We start from the raw sequence: 17,219 nt of genomic DNA, 5'->3' as shown, positions 1-17,219 counted from the left end.
TGACAAAGCCGATATTTAACGGTTAACTTGGATTTGTTCGCACCACAAGCAGTCAAACTTTTTTCTTGATAAGTACGATCTCGTTGAGGTGATTGATTGAGTTAAGGCGCAGCAAAAGTTGCTAATGCCTTTCTGGAATTAAACGGCAGATGTACAGGATAACCTAACTAGCGTGAGTGTTATCCCATATTAAGCAGTTAAATAAATAGTCATGTTTGAGTTACGAATAAGGAAGTAAGAAATGAATTTAAAGAGATTTCTATGCTACGGTACAGCTTGCTTAATGGCGATGTGTGTTGATGTAAGCCAAAGTGCCTTTGCACAACAGGCTAGTGGACGGCTTGTTAGGAACCTGTTGTCTAAAAAATGTCTTGATGTATCTGGTTATCCAGGCACTGCTAATGGTACGCCATTAATACTCTATGATTGTGAAACCTCCGATCCTGATACAGATCAAAGATGGAGATTGACGAGTAGAGGATTCATCATAAATACGCTCTCTGGAAAATGTCTTGATGTATCTGGTTATCCAGGGACTGCCAATGGTACGCCATTGATACTCTATGATTGTGAAACCTCCGATCCTGATACAGATCAAAGATGGGCATTGACGAGTAGAGGATTCATTAAAAATCAACTGTCTGGGAAGTGTATTGATATTGCTGGCGCTCCAGGTCAACAGAATGGCGCACAGTTACAACTTTGGGATTGTGAACTGTCTGGACGTAACCGAGACAATAATTCAATAACAGATCAAAGATGGAGTTGGTGAGCAGATTAAGTTAATCAGCACACTTAAATAGGAATTAATAAATGTTACAAACTCTCAAAAAGTCGCTAACTACAGCATTTTTGCTAACAATTCCAGTCAGCGCCATTGCGATCGCCCTCGCCAATAAACCCGCCATTGCTGGCTGCAACCCCTTTGGCTGTTCCCCATCAAGTGCAGCAGAGTGTAATCCCTTTGGTTGCCCTAATCCGCCTGTAGGCGATGCTTGTACGCCGTTTGGCTGTCCAAGTTCTGCCCAACCACAGCCTCAACCTACAAATAACACCGCTCCCACTGGTTCTAGTCAGCCTAGAGGTGGTTCACCCGATGGAATTGCTAGTTGCGTGAATAAGCTACTTTATAAAAATGTTGAGATATGTACTCAAACTCGATTTGGTAGTTGTAGTAAAACAGAAATCCGTCAAGTTAGAACCGACACCAGTGAAAATGTTGCAGCACAAGCTTGTCAAAATGCTTCCTAGTTGGCAATCTCGTCAGGATTTCAGGCAATAATCCAAAAGTTTGAAAATGCGATCGCCCATCATTTTCTAATAGTAAATTAATGCGATCGCTGTTAATCATAAGTTTTTAGTAGGTCAAACTATCAAAAACTCGTACTCAAAATTGTTTTTTGGTCATCCAAAATTTTACACTGATAACTACAAACTTTTAAAAATGGAGAAGAATTATGCCAGTTCCACTCGTTGCGATCGGTGATAGCTTGACTCACGGCGTTACTAGCGGGGGTGTTTGTCGTACAGATATTGCATATCCTGCTTTAATTGCCCGTTGTCTTGGCGATCCAGATTTAGATCAATTCAAACGTCCTGATTTTACAGGTGAAGGTGGTTTACCCCTAAATATAGAAAAATTGTTACGCCTGCTAGTTGAAAAATTTGGAAATAAAATTGATTTATTTGAAATTGCTCCTGCCTTTTTAGCAGTGCAAAATCTACTTGATCGCGTAGAAGATTATTGGGAAACAGGAGAAGGAACCAAAGCTTCCGGTACGGGTTCTTTACATCACAATTTAGGCGTTTTAGGATTTAAACTAGGAAATTGTGACACGCTAACAGACGCAGTTTGCCGCCGTATATTACAAAAGCAAAAACTTAAAGATAACTTTTTTCAACAACTACCTGAGTTAGCAATGTATCGTGCTGCAAGGAGAACATTAAATCCAAGTTTAAATGGTCAATTTGAGCAATATTCACAAGTCACTGCTGCTCAAGAAATTGCTCAAACGCAGGGTGGAATTGATAATTTAATTTTCTGGCTAGGGTCAAATAACTGTTTAGGTACGGTTATTCAGTTAAAAATTAATTGGTCTAAACCCGAAGACATTTATAAATTAGCAGGCGAACAAAGCTGCAATCTTTGGCAACCAGAACATTTCCGAAAACTACTTAAAAGAATTATTCCTCAAATTAAAGCTATAAATGCTAAAAACGTTTTTCTAGCAACTATTCCTCATGTTACTATTCCTCCAATATGTCGCGGCATTACTCCTGGAAGAACGGGAACAGACGCACTGGCTTCAAATGGATACTATGAGTTTTATACTCATTTTTGGATTTGGGATGATGAGTTTAGTAAAAACCCTGAACAATATCCTCATTTAGTAGGTACAGAAGCCAAATTAATAGATGATATTATTGACCAGTACAATCAAGCTATCAAAGAGGTTGCTACCCAGGAAGGATTTCATGTTGTTGATCTGTGTGAAAAGCTCGATCAATTAGCATTTCGTCGTCAGGGGGGAAAGGTTAGCTATACTTTTCCAACAGAATTAATTGACGCATTAAGAACTAATGTTCCGCACCGAATAACTTCAGCAGAAAAACCTCTGATAGACACTCGGTATATTCGTCTAAACCCTAACGACAATAATCCAGAAAATAGATTTATAGGTGGACTTATTGGCTTAGATGGATTTCACCCGACTCCTGTATGTTATGGCTTAGTTGCTCATGAGTTTTTGATGAAAATGAAAGATATTGGTGTTGCTATCAATCAGCCACAAAGTTGGTGGAGCGATATAGTAAAGTCGGACAAACTTTTGACAGCCCCTCCAGCAAATTTAGAGTATTTAGAAAATACATTAGGTTTTCTCTATCACCGTACACCTTTAAAAAAACTACTCGATATTCTTAGCGGTTTTTATTAATAAGAATTAGTGGTTTTTACGCTTAATCGGTAAGCGATCGCTTTGACTACTAGATAGGATTACAATCATGACCCAAAATATTGACAAAGAAATAAAATCTCAACTCAAAAGATGGCATTACAGTGCAATAAGCTTACACTCCACTTACATAGCTTTAGGAGTGATTTCAGTAGTATCATCTGTGTTAGTCGCTACTTTTACAGAAGAACTTGAACCATTTTGGATAAAAGTTTTGGCGGCTACAAGTGCCACCTCAGTAGCATTAATTAAAACCACAGATGTAGGGCGCAAAGGTAATGGTTTTCGTCAAGCACATAGACATCTAAAAGCGGCAGAACTAAGACGATTTGATACAGGTGAAAAGTCTAATCAAGATGTAATCAAAGCATTTGCAGAAGCTGAATTTATGATTGGTGACGTAGTAATTGCAATCAGAGATTCACCGGAGTAATAAAAATAACAACTTATGGTTTATGACCACAAAATCATGCAAACAACTGTTAAAGCCAACAATATTGACATTTATGTAGAAACCTTTGGCGATCGCACACATCCCGCCGTACTCTTAATTATGGGATTGGGTTGTCAGTAACTGGTTTCCTTACTTCTACGAACCTATAGTAGAACAAGGTTACTACGTCATTCGCTTCGATAATCGAGATATAGGTTTATCAACCTGGAGCAATACTAAGGACTGGGAAACAAAACCCTATTCTTTAGATGATCTGGCTACCGATAGCGTAGAGTTGCTCACAGCATTGGAGATTGACAAAGCGCACGTTATCGGTGCATCTATGGGAGGATCGATCGCGCAACGGATAGCTATTAGCTACCCCAAACGGGTTTTGTCTCTTACTTCTATTGTCTCTTTTGCTGATGCTTCGGCCTTGACAAAGAGCAGTATTTTATCTCTATCTTTCTTTGCTAAAGTCCCATCGTTAGAGGAATATTTGGGGTTTTGGTCGGTGCTGGTTGGTACAACTTATCCGCTTGATATTCCTTTGTACACCCAGTTATACAAAGACAGTGTAGAGGAAAGTACACGCTACAACCCTAATTGTATAACTCATCAACTAAGTGCGATCGCGCGATCGCCCATACCAGATTTAGCTTTAATCGATATTCCTACTCTCATTCTCTACGGTACAGCCGATCCTTTAATTCCCGCTACTCATGCTATAGAGTACGCCAAATTAATCGCTGATTCTCAACTAATCGAAATGGACGGTGTTGGACACGATATACCCGCCGGAATTTGCGAAGCCCGTAACCGGGCGCGCTGGCGCTATCGCATTCATCCAGAAATTTTCAAATTACTTAAAAGGAGCAAATCTAATATGTCTAACGAAATTGAAGCTGTAAAAGCACAATTTATCAAATATTCTGAGGTATTTAACAAACTCGATCCTAAATTAATACTTCCTTTCTTTGCTTTGGGTTCTATTTTGATAACTACAGGAGTCGTAGCCACAATGACTACAGAACAGGAGGTTGAGGGCGTTTTTACCCAATTTATGGGGCTATTGAAAAAGCAAAACTTCACTTGTAGCAAACTAGATGTAGATAACCTCAGCGCAAAAATGTTGAGCGATAATATTGCGATCGTCAGTGGCTCGGCGATTCGCTATAAAAAAGAGCCAGGGACAGATACGAAAGAAGTTGAGCTAGAGCGAATCGGCGTTACTTACACTTTCCGCAAAGATCCACCTGCACCTACCGCTAAAGCTACAGAACCTCCAGCTACAGAAGCCACCGCTAATCCCTGGAAAATTGTTGCGGGCATTATTCATCAGCCAGAAAATGCGATCGCTCTATGAATCCCTAGCTAATACTCGATCTCCCAGCCGATAGCTTCAAATTCAAGATAGATAAGCCCAAAATTGCCAAAAACAGCACTAACCCAATTGTGCAAGCATAACTAATTTCTAGGTTTTGGAAGGCTTGCTCGTAGAGATAATAAACTACTGTTTTGGAGCTATTGCGCGGGCCTCCTTGAGTCATAATGTAGATTTCTTCAAAAACCTTGGTAGCTGAAATTGCCGAGATTACAGCTACCAAAACTATATAAGGTTTCATCAAAGGAACCGTTATATCCCAATGCTTAGAGATACCGTCAGAACCATCTATAGCGGCGGCTTCGTACAAGTCTGCGGGGATAGCTTGCAGCCCTGCTAAGTAAATAACCATGTAATACCCCAAACCTTTCCATATCGTTACTGCCATGACGCTAAATAGGGCAAATTGAGGGCTGGTTAGCCACCCGACACCCTCTTTAACAGCAAAAACACTTTTAATAATTTGGTTGAGTAAGCCATTTTCGGCGTACAGCCAGCGCCAAGCAATTCCCGCCACCACCATAGAAATTACTACAGGGGTATAAAAGGCGGCTCTAAACCAGTTCATTCCCCGGAGTTTTTGGTTAACTAAAATTGCGATCGCAAGTGGAAAAGTTACCAAAATCGGCACGACACCAATAAGATAAAGTACGGTGTTTTGCAGAGTTTTCCAAAACACGCGATCGCTCCATAAACGTTTAAAATTAGCTAACCCTATCCACTGCGGCGGTTGCGTCAAATCGTACTCGTAGCGAGTAAAGCTGAGATAAAAAGCTTGCATAGCTGGTAAAAATACCGTTAATCCCAAAATCAACAGCGCTGGAAGCAAAAATAAATAGGGAGTCAAGCGTTGGATTAATACTCGGTTTGCAGAGATGGTTTTTTGCATTTAGTTTATTAAAATTAGCTGCAAGTTTTACAACTTGTCTTTTGACTGCAAAAGGCTTTCAACTCAAAATAGCAACAGTGCAAAAAGAGAACCTATGCAGAAAATATTATCAGTCATAATACTCGTTATCGTAACTTTTGCCTTTACTTCCCCGGTAGCTGCGCAAAACAGCCAAGCAGAAGTTTATAGTCAATTGTGTAATGCGCGAATTGAGTTAGCTGATTACCAAAGTGCGATTTCTGACTGTACTAAGGCAATTACTCTAGCAAATAACCCTACAGAACCCCTCCTCAGCCGCTCTATTGCCTACTACCGCCAAGGAAACTATCAAGCTGCTATTATCGATAGCGATCGCGTAATTGCTTTGCATAAGTGCGATTTTCGCGCCTACTACAATCGCGCCTTAGCTGAAGCTGGCGAGAAAAACTACCTCAAAGCCGTCGCTGATCTAAATCTTGCTTTGGTACAACTTACAAGTATGTCTCATTCTCTATTAGCAGACATTTATACCGATAGAGGACTCGCTAGGTTTGAATTAGCCGACTATCAAGCAGCTATGCAAGACTTTTCTCTAGCAATTCGGCTCAATCCCCAGGATGCTAGGGCTTATTATAACCGAGGTTGTACTTGCTTTCTGCATGGGGATTATTATAATGCGATCGCAAACTTTACAACGTCTTTGCAACTCAACCCAGCTAATTCCCAAGCTTATGTAAATAGAGGTATTGCTAGACATCAGCTAGGTTACCAGCAAGCAGCTATTCAAGACTTACAACAAGCTTCAAAAAACTTTATTACTCAAAAAAACCAAGCAGCTTATCAAAAAACTATTCATTGCATTGAGCAAATTCAACAAATATTGGGATCAAACTTTGAAATAGTTGATGCTTAAGTTTGTAAATTTGGTCATTATAGAGTAGTTGCGATCGCGCCAGGTTTACAATTTATGAGAGCCAAAATTGAAGCTATGGTTCTTTACATCCATAAAGAAGATGTCCCAGAATTTAAAAAAGGTGGCTCAGTAGTCAGAAATAGTTATTTTTGGGCGTTACGCTCGATTGCAGGACAAGCTTACCGCAATCGTGACTGGGAATACGAAGCCGAGGTATGGGTAGCATTATCTCGGATGCTGTTATCGTTTAGCGAATCCCGATATTTGGGCTTAAGCGAGACTATTTTGGAGTTTCCCGCCACTCAGGAGCAAATTCCTGATGTGCTGCGGAGTATTTCTACTTGGGAGTAATTATTTTGTTTGTTTTTAGATAATTACAAGTTTTCGTTGTAGAGGCGTGCTATTAACACGCCTCTACAATCCGATAGTTAACTAAATTATCCTTTAGTCAAATCACTCTTGCTTTGATAGAAAACTTTACCCCCATGATCCTTAACAAAATGGCAACTCTTCCAGGAATGCAGAAGTGCCTTGAAGATAGAATCATTTGATTTACGATAATACTCACCTAATAGGGGCTTAATTGATGCTGTAGCAGTTTTTAGGTGGTAGTGCGGCATATTTAAAAAGATATGATGCGCTACATGAGTACCAATATTGTGGTGAATGTTATTAAAAACACCATAATCGCGGTCAATGGTAGATAATGCACCTTTGAGAAAATACCAATCTTTGCCGCGATACCAAGGAATATCAGACTCTGTGTGGTGCAAAAAAGTTACCAAGTCAAGCCAAACCACAAATACTAAATAAGGCCCGGCGTAGTATTTCAGCAGGAACAACCAACCAAATTGATAAGTTAAGCCGCCCAAAAAGCCAACCATTAATGCCCAACAAATTGTACTAACAATCACATCCCACTTTTCAGAGGGGCGAAATAGAGGACTATCGGGCATAAAATGAGAGGCAGCCTCCCGCTCAGGAGAACGTTTGAACAAATAAAGTGGATACATCAGCAGAAATACCTCAAAACGCAGGAATTTTTCCCACCACTGCATTTCTCGATACTTCGCTTCGGTAACGGGATACCAGCTTTCGTCGGTTTCAATATTTCCTGTATTTTGATGGTGGGTTCTGTGACTAATGCGCCAGCCGTGGTAAGGGACAAGAAGTGGTGTATGGGATAAATGCCCAATTAAATTATTGAGCCATTTTTTCTGGGAAAAAGAACCATGACCGCAGTCGTGTCCAACCACAAAAAGCGCCCAAAACATCGTACCTTGTATCAGCCAGAAAAAGGGATAAACCAACCAAGAATCAAAAAAAGCGGCTCCCCAATAGAGGATGCCAATAATTGTAATATCGCTGAAAAAGTAAAAAAGCGATCGCCTCGCCGATGGTTCAAAGCAATAACCAGGAATTGCGGCTCTCAATTGTTTTAGAGTAAAGGGAAGTTCTGAGTAACTATTATGTGGTAATTCTTGCAGAGAAGAATTGTTTTGCTCGATGGAGTTTGACTGCACGCAGTTTTTGCTTAAACTTGATTTTAGACAACAGCACTTATTCTATCCTTCAAAAGATATATTTTTGTAAAATTTTTGCGTACAAGAGTTACAAAATTGATTTATAAAGTATCCAAAACCATAGATAGCGTCAAGTTAAAAGTTCTAAACTTGATGGTGACAAGCTTAGTGATTTTTGGCGATTAATTCGTTCAAAGCAGATTCATCTCAAACTTCATACCCAATTGTTTTAGGATTCATTCTAAAGAAAGATCGTTTAAGAGTGGAATCCTTGGTACATTGCGTGTAATCAAATCAAATAGGACAAACCTATGAATAATCCTATCGGTGACATTATTCCCTCCCAGCCACCCATCGATTCGCAATCCAATGCTCACGAACTGAAATCCCGTCTAGAGTGGGGAGAACCTGCTTTTACAATTCTTGATGTGAGCGATCGCATGGTCTACAATGATGGGCATATCATGGGCGCTATGTCAATGTCTAAAGATAAAGTGGTAGAAATTGCCAAAAATACTATTGCTCCTAGTCGCGATATTTACATTTATGGCGAAACCGATGAAGAAACTTCCCTTGTCGCCCAACAACTCCGCAGTGTTGGATTTGAGCATATATCTGAGCTAAAAGGTGGTTTACCAGCATGGAAAGCCATCGGCGGGCCTACTGAAGGCATTATCGAGTCGAGAACTCCGGCGGGTGCGGATGACTACAATGTAGTATCTAGATTGCAAAATCACGCTGAAACTCTAAAGAAAGACGTGTAGATAACGTTTTTTCCTAAAAATTAATAGTCCAACTGCATTTAATTAAAATAACAGGGCTTAAAATACCCACCTTTAGACTTTTAGAGGTGGGTTATTTATTTGAATAAGTGTACGACAGGACACACTATGACAATAAATAAATATAGATAAGTAGATTGTTACTCATTAATGACCCAAAATTCTGAGAATTATTCCCAAAACTTTGTAAACATTAAAGTTTTTTGTTACATTATGAAAAAGAAAATTAATAAATGTAATAGTTATGGTTCAGTTTTTAGGAATGATCCCCACACCGCCACCATTTAAGGCTAAGTCGCTAGTTTTTGAATTGAAATCAAGGTTAGATTGGGGCGAACCAGCATTGACAATTATTGACGCACGCGATCGCACAGAATTTAATTTTCGGCATATACTAGGTGCTATTCCTATGCCCGTGTCAGAACTTGTAAATCGCGCGAAATCATCTTTAGAAAACAGCCGCGATATTTATATTTACGGCGAAACCGATGAAGAAACAGCTTTTGCTGCGTCACTATTGCGGGATGCAGGGTTTCAGAATGTATCGGAATTAAGAGGCGGAGTCGCAGCTTGGCGAGCGTTAGATTACCCTGTATCAACTTCGCAAGCAGCCTAACACTCGGATATTTTTTTCACTTATCTTATTCAGCCTCGCCGCCAAAAAGTAAAATAATATTAGGTCTAAAACCTTAAGATTTTACGCCTGATTACTGGCTAGGTAAGGTTTCTGTAGGTGTCGGTGTTGGGGTTGCGTCGGGGGCGATTGGCTCAATTATGGGCTGCGGTAATTTATCTTCTACACTCAAATTAAGTTGATAATCCATCGGCGTTGAGGCATTTGAAACTACAACTATTTCGTAGTAGCCATCTTCAGGTAAAGTTTGCGACCAAGTGCGAGTTGCAGAGTCTTCTAACAATGAAGTTTTACCTGTAGGAGAATAGATAGAAACCAAAACTTGAGCTTCTGCTTGCAAATCGAGTTTCATCAATTGCTCTTGCACTAACTGGGCTACAAAAACCTTTCCTTCACCAGGATTGAGGCTACCGCTTAGTTGGGTGCTAGTGGTATCGGGAGCAAAGACAATTTTTTCGTAAGCTGTACCTGCAATAATATTACTAGCTTTGTCTTGGGCGATCGCACTCCAAATTTGCCCGACGGGTTGAGTAACAAAATTTTTGCCTTTTTGGTCGGGAAATAAGTTAAAAAAGGCAGCATCGGTAAGATCGTACAACGAGCGGCTACCGACAAATACTTGATTAATTGCGTTTACCGTGCGATCGCGATCGGCTTTAGTATAGTTTCCCAAGTTTTGCCGTGAAGTAACACTAATTGTTTCGAGTTTATCGAGCAATTCATCCGCAATTTTATACCATTGACTCCGTATCTCTGCGTAAGCTGGATCGCTTGTAAGTTTGCGCCCTTGCCAATCGGGATATTTTGCCCAAAATAGCCGATCCATGACGCTAAAGTAATAGGTTTCACTAATGCCTAGATTTTGTCGTCTAGTAATTAAAGCATCGGCGATCGCTCTTTCGGCGGCGGGTAACTGGGGTGTAGGTGTGGGTGTAATTGATGGACTAACACTTGCTATAGGTGGGGATGGCGTTTCGATAATTGGCACAACATTAGTAGACTTCATTAGGCTACCTACTCCCCAAAAAGTCGCACTTGCTAACCCGAATAAAAACAAAAATCCGAGTATTGTTTTGCCGATGGGGAATCCGGGGGGGCTAGGATAACTATCAGGGGTTGGTGCTTGATAAGTATTAATTACCGAAGCCCCGGTATAAGCTGGCGCAATGGCTAAAGTATTTTCGGGAGTAGAAGTATTTAAGGCACTCCAAACTTCTCGCGCAGTTTGATAGCGATCGCTCATTTTTGGCTGCAACATTTTATTTAGTACCGTAGCTAAGGTATTGCTAACATTTACCTCTTGTTGCCACTGCCAAGATAAGGTGCGCGGATCGATTAATGATTGGGGTTCTTTTCCGGTTAGCAATACTAAAGCCGTTACTGCTAAGGCATACAAATCGCTGTGAGGGTAAACTGTACCCGTCCGCATTTGCTCGTTAGGGGCATACCCTACCTTTCCGAGTAACGTGGCTGGAGGGGCAGCTTTTCCGGCTTCAGACTGGGCTAATTGGGATACAGTGGCGGCAATTTGCTTGACTCCACCAAAATCTATTAATACCGGGCGCGAGTCAGAATCTCGCAGTATTAAGTTATCGGGGGAAATATCGCGGTGAATTACTCCCAAAGAATGGATGTATTCTAAAACTGGCAAAATATCTAGCAATAATTGCGTTACATCAGCTTCTGTCAATCGCGGTGGTTGACGGGAGTGCAGCAAAGAAAATAAGTTTTTTCCTGCTACATAATCTTGGACTAAAAATAAATAGTCTTTGGTTTCAACATTGACGCGGAATAATTCACGGAAACGGGGAATTTGGGGATGTTGCAGTTGATAAAGTACCCCAGCTTCACGGGCAAATAATTCCTCAGCTTTTTGTAAAACCGCGCTAGTTTGCACTTGGGGAGCAAATTCTTTTAGTACGCACAATTCATTAAAGCGGTTGACATCTTCAGCTAGATAAGTTTTCCCAAAACCACCTTGTCCTAATTGGCGAATAACTCGATAGCGACTGCCCAAAATTAGCCCTGAATAAATACCCTGGGGTGCGGGTGCTGATACCATTTGTTCGCCACAATGAAGACAAAAGCGACTTCCTGACGGGTTTTCGTGTCCTTTGGTGCAGTATTGAGGAGTTGTAGGCGGCATTGGCAGTCAAGAAAACATCACTAATTTGTTATTATCACCCTTTCCTAAAGGCGGATTTTATCAAAGGCGATCGCTTCCCAAATTTGACCATAAGTATTGGGATTAAGTTTTTTACCTCGCTGTTGAGGAAACCATTGATAAAACTTGCGATCGCTCTCTTGTTTAAACTGATGGCGATTAGTTTTGCTATAAGTACCTAGTTTAAGCCTTGCTTCGGGACTGAGACTATCTAATTTATTCAGCAAGTCTTCGGCAATATTGTACCAATCAGTCCTCAAATCTGCGTCTTCAGGGGCAGGTTTTAAACTGCGGCGATTTAACTTGGGGTGTTTCTGATAAAAAGCCTCGTTTACTGTGGTATTAAAAAACCTTGAATTAATTTTGAGCGCTTGGCGGCGACGAACTAAGTTTGCAACTTGAGCGTCTGTAACCGTTACAGTAGGTGCTATTACAGGTACTAATGACTTTAACGAACTTAGCAAAGGCAAGGCATTTATAACTACAAATAATAGCAAACCTGCGCCTGCAACTTTTAAAACTATCGGTTTTAGCCAACCAAACCTAGGACTCGCAACCAAAACTTGTGTATTGCCTTGGGGTTTGCTGATGGGCGTTGGCAAGTTTTTTTGTCCGACTACATTAACTGTAGCGATTTGCGAGAGATTAGTTATTTCTGGTAAATTAGCAGGTAATTTCAAAGCTTTTGCCACATCCTCTGCCGATTTGTAGCGATCGCACTGTTTATAAGCCAGCATTTTTTTTAATACTTTCTCTAACTTGCCACTAACTCTAATTTCCTTACCCCAACGCCAAGTTCCCTTATAGCTATCGTACAATTCGTCTGGTTCTTTACCTGTAACTAATACTATCGCCGTTACCGCCAACGCATACAAATCGCTACTAGGCAACACTTCCCCCGATCTTAACTGTTCTTCGGGAGCGTAGCCTTGTTTGCCCAACTTAGTCAATACTTGTCCGTTTTGGTTAATACTTGCAGTGACTAATTGCTTTACACCGCCAAAATCAATTAATACTGGCAGGCGATCTTCGTTGCGTAAAATTAGATTATCAGGAGAGATATCGCGGTGAATTGTTCCTTGGGAGTGAATGTAAGTTAATACTGGCAGCAATTGGCTAATTAACTTACTCACCTCTGCTTCACTTAACGGCTTGGGTAAATCGCTATAAGTTGTGCCTTCAATGTAATCTTGGGCTAAAAACAATCCCTTTGCCCCCTTGCCCAAATCGGCAGCAAAAAACTCTCGAAATGCTGGTAATTGCGGGTGTGAGAGCTTGTAGAGGGCGCTGGCTTCACGTTCAAACAACATCTTAGCTTTTTCTAACTGGCTAGTTGCTTGTTCTTGGGGGGCAAATTGTTTGAGTACGCAGCGCTCGTTAAACCGATGCAAATCTTCTGCTAAATAAGTGCGCCCAAAACCACCATGTCCGAGGTGTTGACTAATTCGATAACGACTGGCGAGAATATACCCAGGTAGCAGCCACAAAACTTCGCCGCAACTGGTACAAAAGCCGCTTCCTGACTGGTTTATATGGTTTTTGGTGCAGTATAAGGGCATAGGTTAAAGAGATTGATTAACCAACTAAGGCGATATCGCATTCAAAGCTAACGTTATACTATCAAGAGATCGGTGTTGACACCTGTAAACAGTAATGCTACACGAACTCATAAAAAACTGTAAGAGTTTGGCTGTTTAGCTAGTTGGCGCGTATGTTATCTTTTCTACAACACAACCAGAATAAACTAATTCAAAAAACTGCGGGAGTCTGTGGCGGAAATGCACGGATTCGAGACACTCGTATCCCTGTTTGGACGCTGGTTTCTTTTCGTCAGCAGGGCGCATCGGAAGAAGAATTACTGAGAAATTATCTAGGGTTAAATCAACAAGATTTAGCAGCAGCTTGGTCATATTATGGTCAATATTCACAAGAAATTGACCAATTAATCGCTAGCTGGGATGAAAACGATTAGATTTTATGCTGACGAGAATCTTCCAAGAGCGATAATTGAAGAACTACGGCAGCTTGATTATGATGTTTTAACCTCTTACGAAGCCCAGCAAGCGAATAAGTCTATTAGCGATGAAAACGTTTTGAAGTTTGCTCAAGAAAGAAATAAAATTATTATTACTCTTAATCGAGACGATTTTGTTTCTCTACATCAACAAGGCGAAGCTCATAGTGGAATTATTATTTGTAAAGACGATCAAGATTATAAAGGACAAGTCCAGCTAATTGATGAATTTATTTTACAAGATGATCGCTCTTTGCAAGGCAGGCTAATTCGGATTAAAAAGCAGAATCAAAAAGGCACGTCTGTAAAAGTTTTTACTATCCAAGAATATTAAAAAAGTCACAGTAGAATAGGCAGTTTTTACTTGCCTATTAGCAGCCTCGCCTTATACTGAGCCTAAATGAGGTATTTATGAAGGGACTTTAGCCCTAATGTCCCAACTATATCCGTAGTTAAGAATATCAATAACTAAAGCCGAAGCGCTAAGACAGGCGCAAATAGCGATGATTAGAGGTAAAGTGCGTTTAGAAAAAGGTCAGTTGCGGACGGCTAGAGGTAATATCAAACTTCCCCCTCAACTTGCAGACTTAGGAAAATGAAATTTAGCTTATCCTTTTGATCATGTTTGAGTTAATCTGGAGTCCTCAAGTAGAAACAGACACTCTTGATGAGTTATTGACTGAATATACAAACATGGCTCAAATCGACTAATTGTTAGGCGTTCCAAAAATTGGGCAACACCAAATTAAGCAAAGCTAAAATTGCTGACGGATCTAAAACATAACTACTCATGTCTCGCCTCTGTAGGTCGCTCCTCAACTAACTCATCGACTAAAGATTTGGGAGAATTAAAAGTAGAACGCAGCCGCCTAAAAACATCCTCTGGCTGCTCTAAAACAATTCTTCTACCTTCCAAGTGAACTATCAACTTTGACCCAGAAACTAAACCTAATTCCTGGCGTAAATTGGCTGGGATTACAACTTTTCCTTGTTCGTTGACACGTATTATCACTTCTGTCATATTAATCAAATAATGTCAGGCTGTAGATATTGTGACATTGAGTCTGAAAATGCCTAGAATTTGGGATTGCAAAAAAAATATAATCTAACTTCCAAACATTTGCAGGTTATGCAAGCTGGCGTATAGTCCCTCTTGTTGCAATAATTCCTCATGAGTACCCGACTCAATTAATTGTCCGCGCTTCAAGACAAAGATTCGATCTACATTACGGATAGTAGAAAGGCGATGAGCAATCACGATCGCAGTACGTCCAATTAGCAATTTATCTAGCGCGTCTTGAATCAAAGCTTCTGTACCCACATCCAAGCTCGCGGTTGCTTCATCTAATACTAATATTGGTGGATTGCGAATAGCCGCCCGTGCAAAGGCTAACAACTGTTTTTGACCGCTAGAAAGGTTTGTACCTCGCTCTCGCAACTGGGTATCGTAGGTTTGGGGCAATTGTTCGATAAACTTGTCTACATTGGTTTTTTGGGCGGCGGAGCGAATTTCGTCCATAGAGTAAGTATCGCCCAAGGTAATATTACTTTTGACATCCCCCGCAAATAAGAAACCTTCTTGTAAAATTACCCCCATACGACGGCGTAATTCTGATTGCGGTAAATCTCTTACATCTACTCCATCTACAAGGATACGTCCCCGGCTAGGTTCGTACAGGCGACATAATAGACGAATTATGGAGCTTTTCCCCGCGCCTGTCGGCCCAACTAAAGCAATTTTTTCGCCAGGCTTAATCGTAAAGCTCAAGTCTTTAATTATATAATCGTCGTCTTTGTAGGCAAACCAGACATTTTCAAACCGAATTTCGCCCATAGATATCATAGACGCGATCGCCCGTTTGCCTTTTTCGGGGTCGCGGATTTCAATCGGTTCGTCTAAAATATCGCTAACTCGTTCTACGGCTGTAAAACCTGCTTGAATAGCGGTGAATTTTTCTGCAAACTGGCGCAAAGGGTCAAATAATCGTTGAGCAAATAAGATAAAGGTGGATAAACGCCCAATATCTAGCTGTTGGCGCAAGATAAATATTCCACCTAGCCAGAGTACAGCAGCGATCGCAACTAAAGCAATCCATTCTAAAGTTGCTGAGACGGCGGAGTCGTGGAAGATAGTTGCATCTACTTCCTTCATATAGCGCTCATTGGTAGTGCGAAACAACTGGGAGTTGAATCTTTCCCGGCGAAACAACTGCACTACGTTAATGCCAACTATATTTTCTTGCAAAGTAGAATTGAGCGCTGATAATTCTTCTCTAGCTTTGTAATTTGCTTTGCGGTACTGCTGCTGAAAGTAAACAATTAACGCGGTAATTGGCAATAGCATCAACACCAACATCAAAGCTAATTGCCATTGCTCCCGAAACATAAATACAATAATTACCAGCATCGAAAATATATCGCTGACAATCCCAATCGCCCCAGTTGTAAATACATCTCCCAACGCCTCAACGTCGCTAGTCAGACGAGTTATCAATTTTCCTACCGGAGTGCGATCAAAAAAACGTACCGCTAAAGAGGTAACGCGCTCAAATAAATCGTCTCGAATATCTGCGGTGATTTGTTGACCTACTTTTTGTACCAAATAGCCTTGAATCCCGGAAAATACTAGCCTAATGACAACGGTTATTAGTAATAATCCTTCTAGAATCCCCAATCCTTGCGCTAGGGGGAGATTTCGCAAAAATTCATAAGCACTTGATTCTTTGCGAATTAAAGATATTGCTTGTCCAATTAAAATAGGTTGCAGCGCCCCAGATATCGCCAAAGGTACAAGCAACAACATCGAAATCGATAGCAATCGCCCGTGACGACGCGCATAAGGTACTAACCGGAGGAACAGTCGCCAATCGTTTTCCCTTGGCTTGCGACGTTCCAAAGGCGGTGTTGCAGGTGATACGCTAGTCATTAGGAGCCTAAATAGTAATTTTTGTAACTTTCTTATTTTGACATTTCCTTCAGAGTAGCGATCGCATTTCCCCTTGTCACCATGCTAGAGATTGACTTTGCCTTGCTTGTCGCCAATGCGGATTTTTCCTAAAATAAGGTATGAACAAATTTAATGTATTTTTACTAGCTACTTTATATGAACAAATTTAATGTATTTTTACTAGCTACTTTATCGGGCTTGATACCTTTATCAGTACAGGCGCAACAGGGCGCAAAGTTAACAGTTGTAATAGATGGATTGAGGCATCAATCGGGGCAAGTTTGCCTAAGAGTTTACGCTAACGATCAAGGATTTCCGGCAAGTGCTAGAGGTGTGGTGCAAAGCGGATGTACTAAAGTTACGGGAACCGTTGCCAGTAAACACTTTTACGGCTTAAAACCTGGTAAGTATGCCGTTGCTTTGTATGCAGATAAAAACAGCGACAGTAAGCTAAATACCAACTTTTTAGGGATTCCATCAGAAGGTTTTGGGATTTCTAACAATCCTAAAGCAAAAACCCGTCCTCCTAAGTTTACGGAAGCAAGTTTTGACTTTAGTCAAAATAAAACTATCAAGATCGCGATGCAATACTTAAATTAATTG

At 40.7% G+C, this 17,219-nt stretch carries 18 protein-coding genes and 1 pseudogene; 13 read left to right on the top strand and 6 right to left on the bottom strand.

Features of this window, described 5'->3' with window-relative positions:
* Nucleotides 1-241 precede the first annotated feature (241 nt).
* The 5 genes and pseudogenes from C7B70_RS02695 to C7B70_RS02675 all read left to right on the top strand — a co-directional run.
* Nucleotides 242-772 (top strand): RICIN domain-containing protein, encoded by a 531-nt coding sequence (locus tag C7B70_RS02695; protein ID WP_106367538.1) that lies wholly within the window; start codon nt 242-244, stop codon nt 770-772.
* Between the two features lie 41 nt (nt 773-813).
* Nucleotides 814-1,251, top strand: a complete 438-nt coding sequence (locus C7B70_RS02690; protein ID WP_106367537.1) for a hypothetical protein — start codon at nt 814-816, stop codon at nt 1,249-1,251.
* A 206-nt stretch (nt 1,252-1,457) separates the two neighbouring features.
* Nucleotides 1,458-2,936: an SGNH/GDSL hydrolase family protein gene (locus C7B70_RS02685; protein ID WP_106367536.1), complete on the top strand. Its 1,479-nt coding sequence runs from the start codon at nt 1,458-1,460 to the stop codon at nt 2,934-2,936.
* A 67-nt stretch (nt 2,937-3,003) separates the two neighbouring features.
* Nucleotides 3,004-3,387, top strand: a complete 384-nt coding sequence (locus tag C7B70_RS02680; RefSeq protein WP_106367535.1) for a hypothetical protein — start codon at nt 3,004-3,006, stop codon at nt 3,385-3,387.
* Nucleotides 3,388-3,541: 154 nt separating this feature from the next.
* Nucleotides 3,542-4,753: pseudogene (locus tag C7B70_RS02675) on the top strand (alpha/beta fold hydrolase); the annotation flags it as partial.
* Between the two features lie 4 nt (nt 4,754-4,757).
* Here the strand turns inward: C7B70_RS02675 and C7B70_RS02670 are convergent.
* Complete coding sequence (locus C7B70_RS02670; protein ID WP_106367533.1) at nt 4,758-5,660, bottom strand: carbohydrate ABC transporter permease; 903 nt, start codon at nt 5,658-5,660, stop codon at nt 4,758-4,760.
* Between the two features lie 94 nt (nt 5,661-5,754).
* On the opposite strand from C7B70_RS02670, the gene C7B70_RS02665 reads away from it, so the two are divergent.
* Nucleotides 5,755-6,552, top strand: coding sequence for a tetratricopeptide repeat protein (locus C7B70_RS02665; protein ID WP_106367532.1), 798 nt, complete (start codon nt 5,755-5,757; stop codon nt 6,550-6,552).
* A 54-nt stretch (nt 6,553-6,606) separates the two neighbouring features.
* The gene (locus C7B70_RS02660; RefSeq protein WP_106367531.1) at nt 6,607-6,903 is read left to right on the top strand and encodes a hypothetical protein; all 297 of its coding nucleotides are present in this window, start codon (nt 6,607-6,609) and stop codon (nt 6,901-6,903) included.
* Between the two features lie 86 nt (nt 6,904-6,989).
* On the opposite strand, the gene C7B70_RS02655 is transcribed toward C7B70_RS02660, so the two are convergent.
* Nucleotides 6,990-8,039, bottom strand: a complete 1,050-nt coding sequence (locus tag C7B70_RS02655) for a fatty acid desaturase (RefSeq protein ID WP_199192024.1) — start codon at nt 8,037-8,039, stop codon at nt 6,990-6,992.
* Between the two features lie 347 nt (nt 8,040-8,386).
* Between C7B70_RS02655 and C7B70_RS02650 the strand changes: the two genes are divergently transcribed.
* Both C7B70_RS02650 and C7B70_RS02645 read left to right on the top strand, forming a co-directional pair.
* A complete protein-coding gene (locus tag C7B70_RS02650) occupies nt 8,387-8,839 on the top strand; it encodes a rhodanese-like domain-containing protein (protein WP_106367529.1) in 453 nt (150 codons plus the stop codon).
* Between the two features lie 262 nt (nt 8,840-9,101).
* Nucleotides 9,102-9,473, top strand: a complete 372-nt coding sequence (locus tag C7B70_RS02645; RefSeq protein WP_106367528.1) for a rhodanese-like domain-containing protein — start codon at nt 9,102-9,104, stop codon at nt 9,471-9,473.
* Between the two features lie 91 nt (nt 9,474-9,564).
* Here the strand turns inward: C7B70_RS02645 and C7B70_RS02640 are convergent, their stop codons facing one another.
* Together C7B70_RS02640 and C7B70_RS02635 are read right to left on the bottom strand one after the other, a co-directional pair.
* Nucleotides 9,565-11,637 (bottom strand): serine/threonine-protein kinase, encoded by a 2,073-nt coding sequence (locus tag C7B70_RS02640; RefSeq protein ID WP_106367527.1) that lies wholly within the window; start codon nt 11,635-11,637, stop codon nt 9,565-9,567.
* Between the two features lie 44 nt (nt 11,638-11,681).
* A complete protein-coding gene (locus C7B70_RS02635; RefSeq protein WP_106367526.1) occupies nt 11,682-13,214 on the bottom strand; it encodes a serine/threonine-protein kinase in 1,533 nt (510 codons plus the stop codon).
* 152 nt (nt 13,215-13,366) lie between these two features.
* Here C7B70_RS02635 and C7B70_RS02630 point away from each other — a divergent pair, with 152 nt between their 5' ends.
* The 3 genes from C7B70_RS02630 (at nt 13,367) to C7B70_RS28660 (ending at nt 14,380) form a co-directional block, all read left to right on the top strand.
* The gene (locus C7B70_RS02630) at nt 13,367-13,627 is read left to right on the top strand and encodes a DUF433 domain-containing protein (protein ID WP_106367525.1); all 261 of its coding nucleotides are present in this window, start codon (nt 13,367-13,369) and stop codon (nt 13,625-13,627) included.
* Nucleotides 13,614-14,003 (top strand): DUF5615 family PIN-like protein, encoded by a 390-nt coding sequence (locus tag C7B70_RS02625; RefSeq protein WP_199192018.1) that lies wholly within the window; start codon nt 13,614-13,616, stop codon nt 14,001-14,003. The genes C7B70_RS02630 and C7B70_RS02625 overlap by 14 nt, the downstream gene beginning before the upstream one ends.
* Before the next feature lie 287 nt (nt 14,004-14,290).
* Nucleotides 14,291-14,380: a DUF1517 domain-containing protein gene (locus C7B70_RS28660; RefSeq protein WP_339376724.1), complete on the top strand. Its 90-nt coding sequence runs from the start codon at nt 14,291-14,293 to the stop codon at nt 14,378-14,380.
* A gap of 73 nt (nt 14,381-14,453) precedes the next feature.
* On the opposite strand, the gene C7B70_RS02615 is transcribed toward C7B70_RS28660, so the two are convergent.
* Nucleotides 14,454-14,690 (bottom strand): AbrB/MazE/SpoVT family DNA-binding domain-containing protein, encoded by a 237-nt coding sequence (locus tag C7B70_RS02615; RefSeq protein ID WP_106367524.1) that lies wholly within the window; start codon nt 14,688-14,690, stop codon nt 14,454-14,456.
* An 84-nt stretch (nt 14,691-14,774) separates the two neighbouring features.
* On the bottom strand, nt 14,775-16,595 hold the full coding sequence (locus C7B70_RS02610; protein WP_106367523.1) for an ABC transporter ATP-binding protein: 1,821 nt from the start codon (nt 16,593-16,595) through the stop codon (nt 14,775-14,777).
* 177 nt (nt 16,596-16,772) lie between these two features.
* Here C7B70_RS02610 and C7B70_RS02605 point away from each other — a divergent pair, with 177 nt between their 5' ends.
* The gene (locus tag C7B70_RS02605) at nt 16,773-17,216 is read left to right on the top strand and encodes a DUF2141 domain-containing protein (RefSeq protein WP_106367522.1); all 444 of its coding nucleotides are present in this window, start codon (nt 16,773-16,775) and stop codon (nt 17,214-17,216) included.
* Nucleotides 17,217-17,219: the final 3 nt, after the last annotated feature.

Origin of the sequence: Chlorogloea sp. CCALA 695, from assembly GCF_003003885.1 — a bacterium.
Classification (GTDB): domain Bacteria; phylum Cyanobacteriota; class Cyanobacteriia; order Cyanobacteriales; family Chroococcidiopsidaceae; genus Aliterella.
The sequence above is the reverse complement of the archived record's forward strand: the minus strand, read 5'-3'. Positions and strand labels throughout refer to the sequence as shown.

What these genes read in the sequence shown, in the direction of transcription:
- C7B70_RS02695 (WP_106367538.1), top strand. Translation starts at nt 242, where the DNA reads ATGAATTTAAAGAGATTTCTATGCTACGGTACAGCTTGCTTAATGGCG.
- C7B70_RS02690 (WP_106367537.1), top strand. Translation starts at nt 814, where the DNA reads ATGTTACAAACTCTCAAAAAGTCGCTAACTACAGCATTTTTGCTAACA.
- C7B70_RS02685 (WP_106367536.1), top strand. Translation starts at nt 1,458, where the DNA reads ATGCCAGTTCCACTCGTTGCGATCGGTGATAGCTTGACTCACGGCGTT.
- C7B70_RS02680 (WP_106367535.1), top strand. Translation starts at nt 3,004, where the DNA reads ATGACCCAAAATATTGACAAAGAAATAAAATCTCAACTCAAAAGATGG.
- C7B70_RS02670 (WP_106367533.1), bottom strand. Translation starts at nt 5,660, where the DNA reads ATGCAAAAAACCATCTCTGCAAACCGAGTATTAATCCAACGCTTGACT.
- C7B70_RS02665 (WP_106367532.1), top strand. Translation starts at nt 5,755, where the DNA reads ATGCAGAAAATATTATCAGTCATAATACTCGTTATCGTAACTTTTGCC.
- C7B70_RS02660 (WP_106367531.1), top strand. Translation starts at nt 6,607, where the DNA reads ATGAGAGCCAAAATTGAAGCTATGGTTCTTTACATCCATAAAGAAGAT.
- C7B70_RS02650 (WP_106367529.1), top strand. Translation starts at nt 8,387, where the DNA reads ATGAATAATCCTATCGGTGACATTATTCCCTCCCAGCCACCCATCGAT.
- C7B70_RS02645 (WP_106367528.1), top strand. Translation starts at nt 9,102, where the DNA reads ATGGTTCAGTTTTTAGGAATGATCCCCACACCGCCACCATTTAAGGCT.
- C7B70_RS02640 (WP_106367527.1), bottom strand. Translation starts at nt 11,637, where the DNA reads ATGCCGCCTACAACTCCTCAATACTGCACCAAAGGACACGAAAACCCG.
- C7B70_RS02635 (WP_106367526.1), bottom strand. Translation starts at nt 13,214, where the DNA reads ATGCCCTTATACTGCACCAAAAACCATATAAACCAGTCAGGAAGCGGC.
- C7B70_RS02630 (WP_106367525.1), top strand. Translation starts at nt 13,367, where the DNA reads ATGTTATCTTTTCTACAACACAACCAGAATAAACTAATTCAAAAAACT.
- C7B70_RS02625 (WP_199192018.1), top strand. Translation starts at nt 13,614, where the DNA reads ATGAAAACGATTAGATTTTATGCTGACGAGAATCTTCCAAGAGCGATA.
- C7B70_RS28660 (WP_339376724.1), top strand. Translation starts at nt 14,291, where the DNA reads ATGTTTGAGTTAATCTGGAGTCCTCAAGTAGAAACAGACACTCTTGAT.
- C7B70_RS02615 (WP_106367524.1), bottom strand. Translation starts at nt 14,690, where the DNA reads ATGACAGAAGTGATAATACGTGTCAACGAACAAGGAAAAGTTGTAATC.
- C7B70_RS02610 (WP_106367523.1), bottom strand. Translation starts at nt 16,595, where the DNA reads ATGACTAGCGTATCACCTGCAACACCGCCTTTGGAACGTCGCAAGCCA.
- C7B70_RS02605 (WP_106367522.1), top strand. Translation starts at nt 16,773, where the DNA reads ATGAACAAATTTAATGTATTTTTACTAGCTACTTTATCGGGCTTGATA.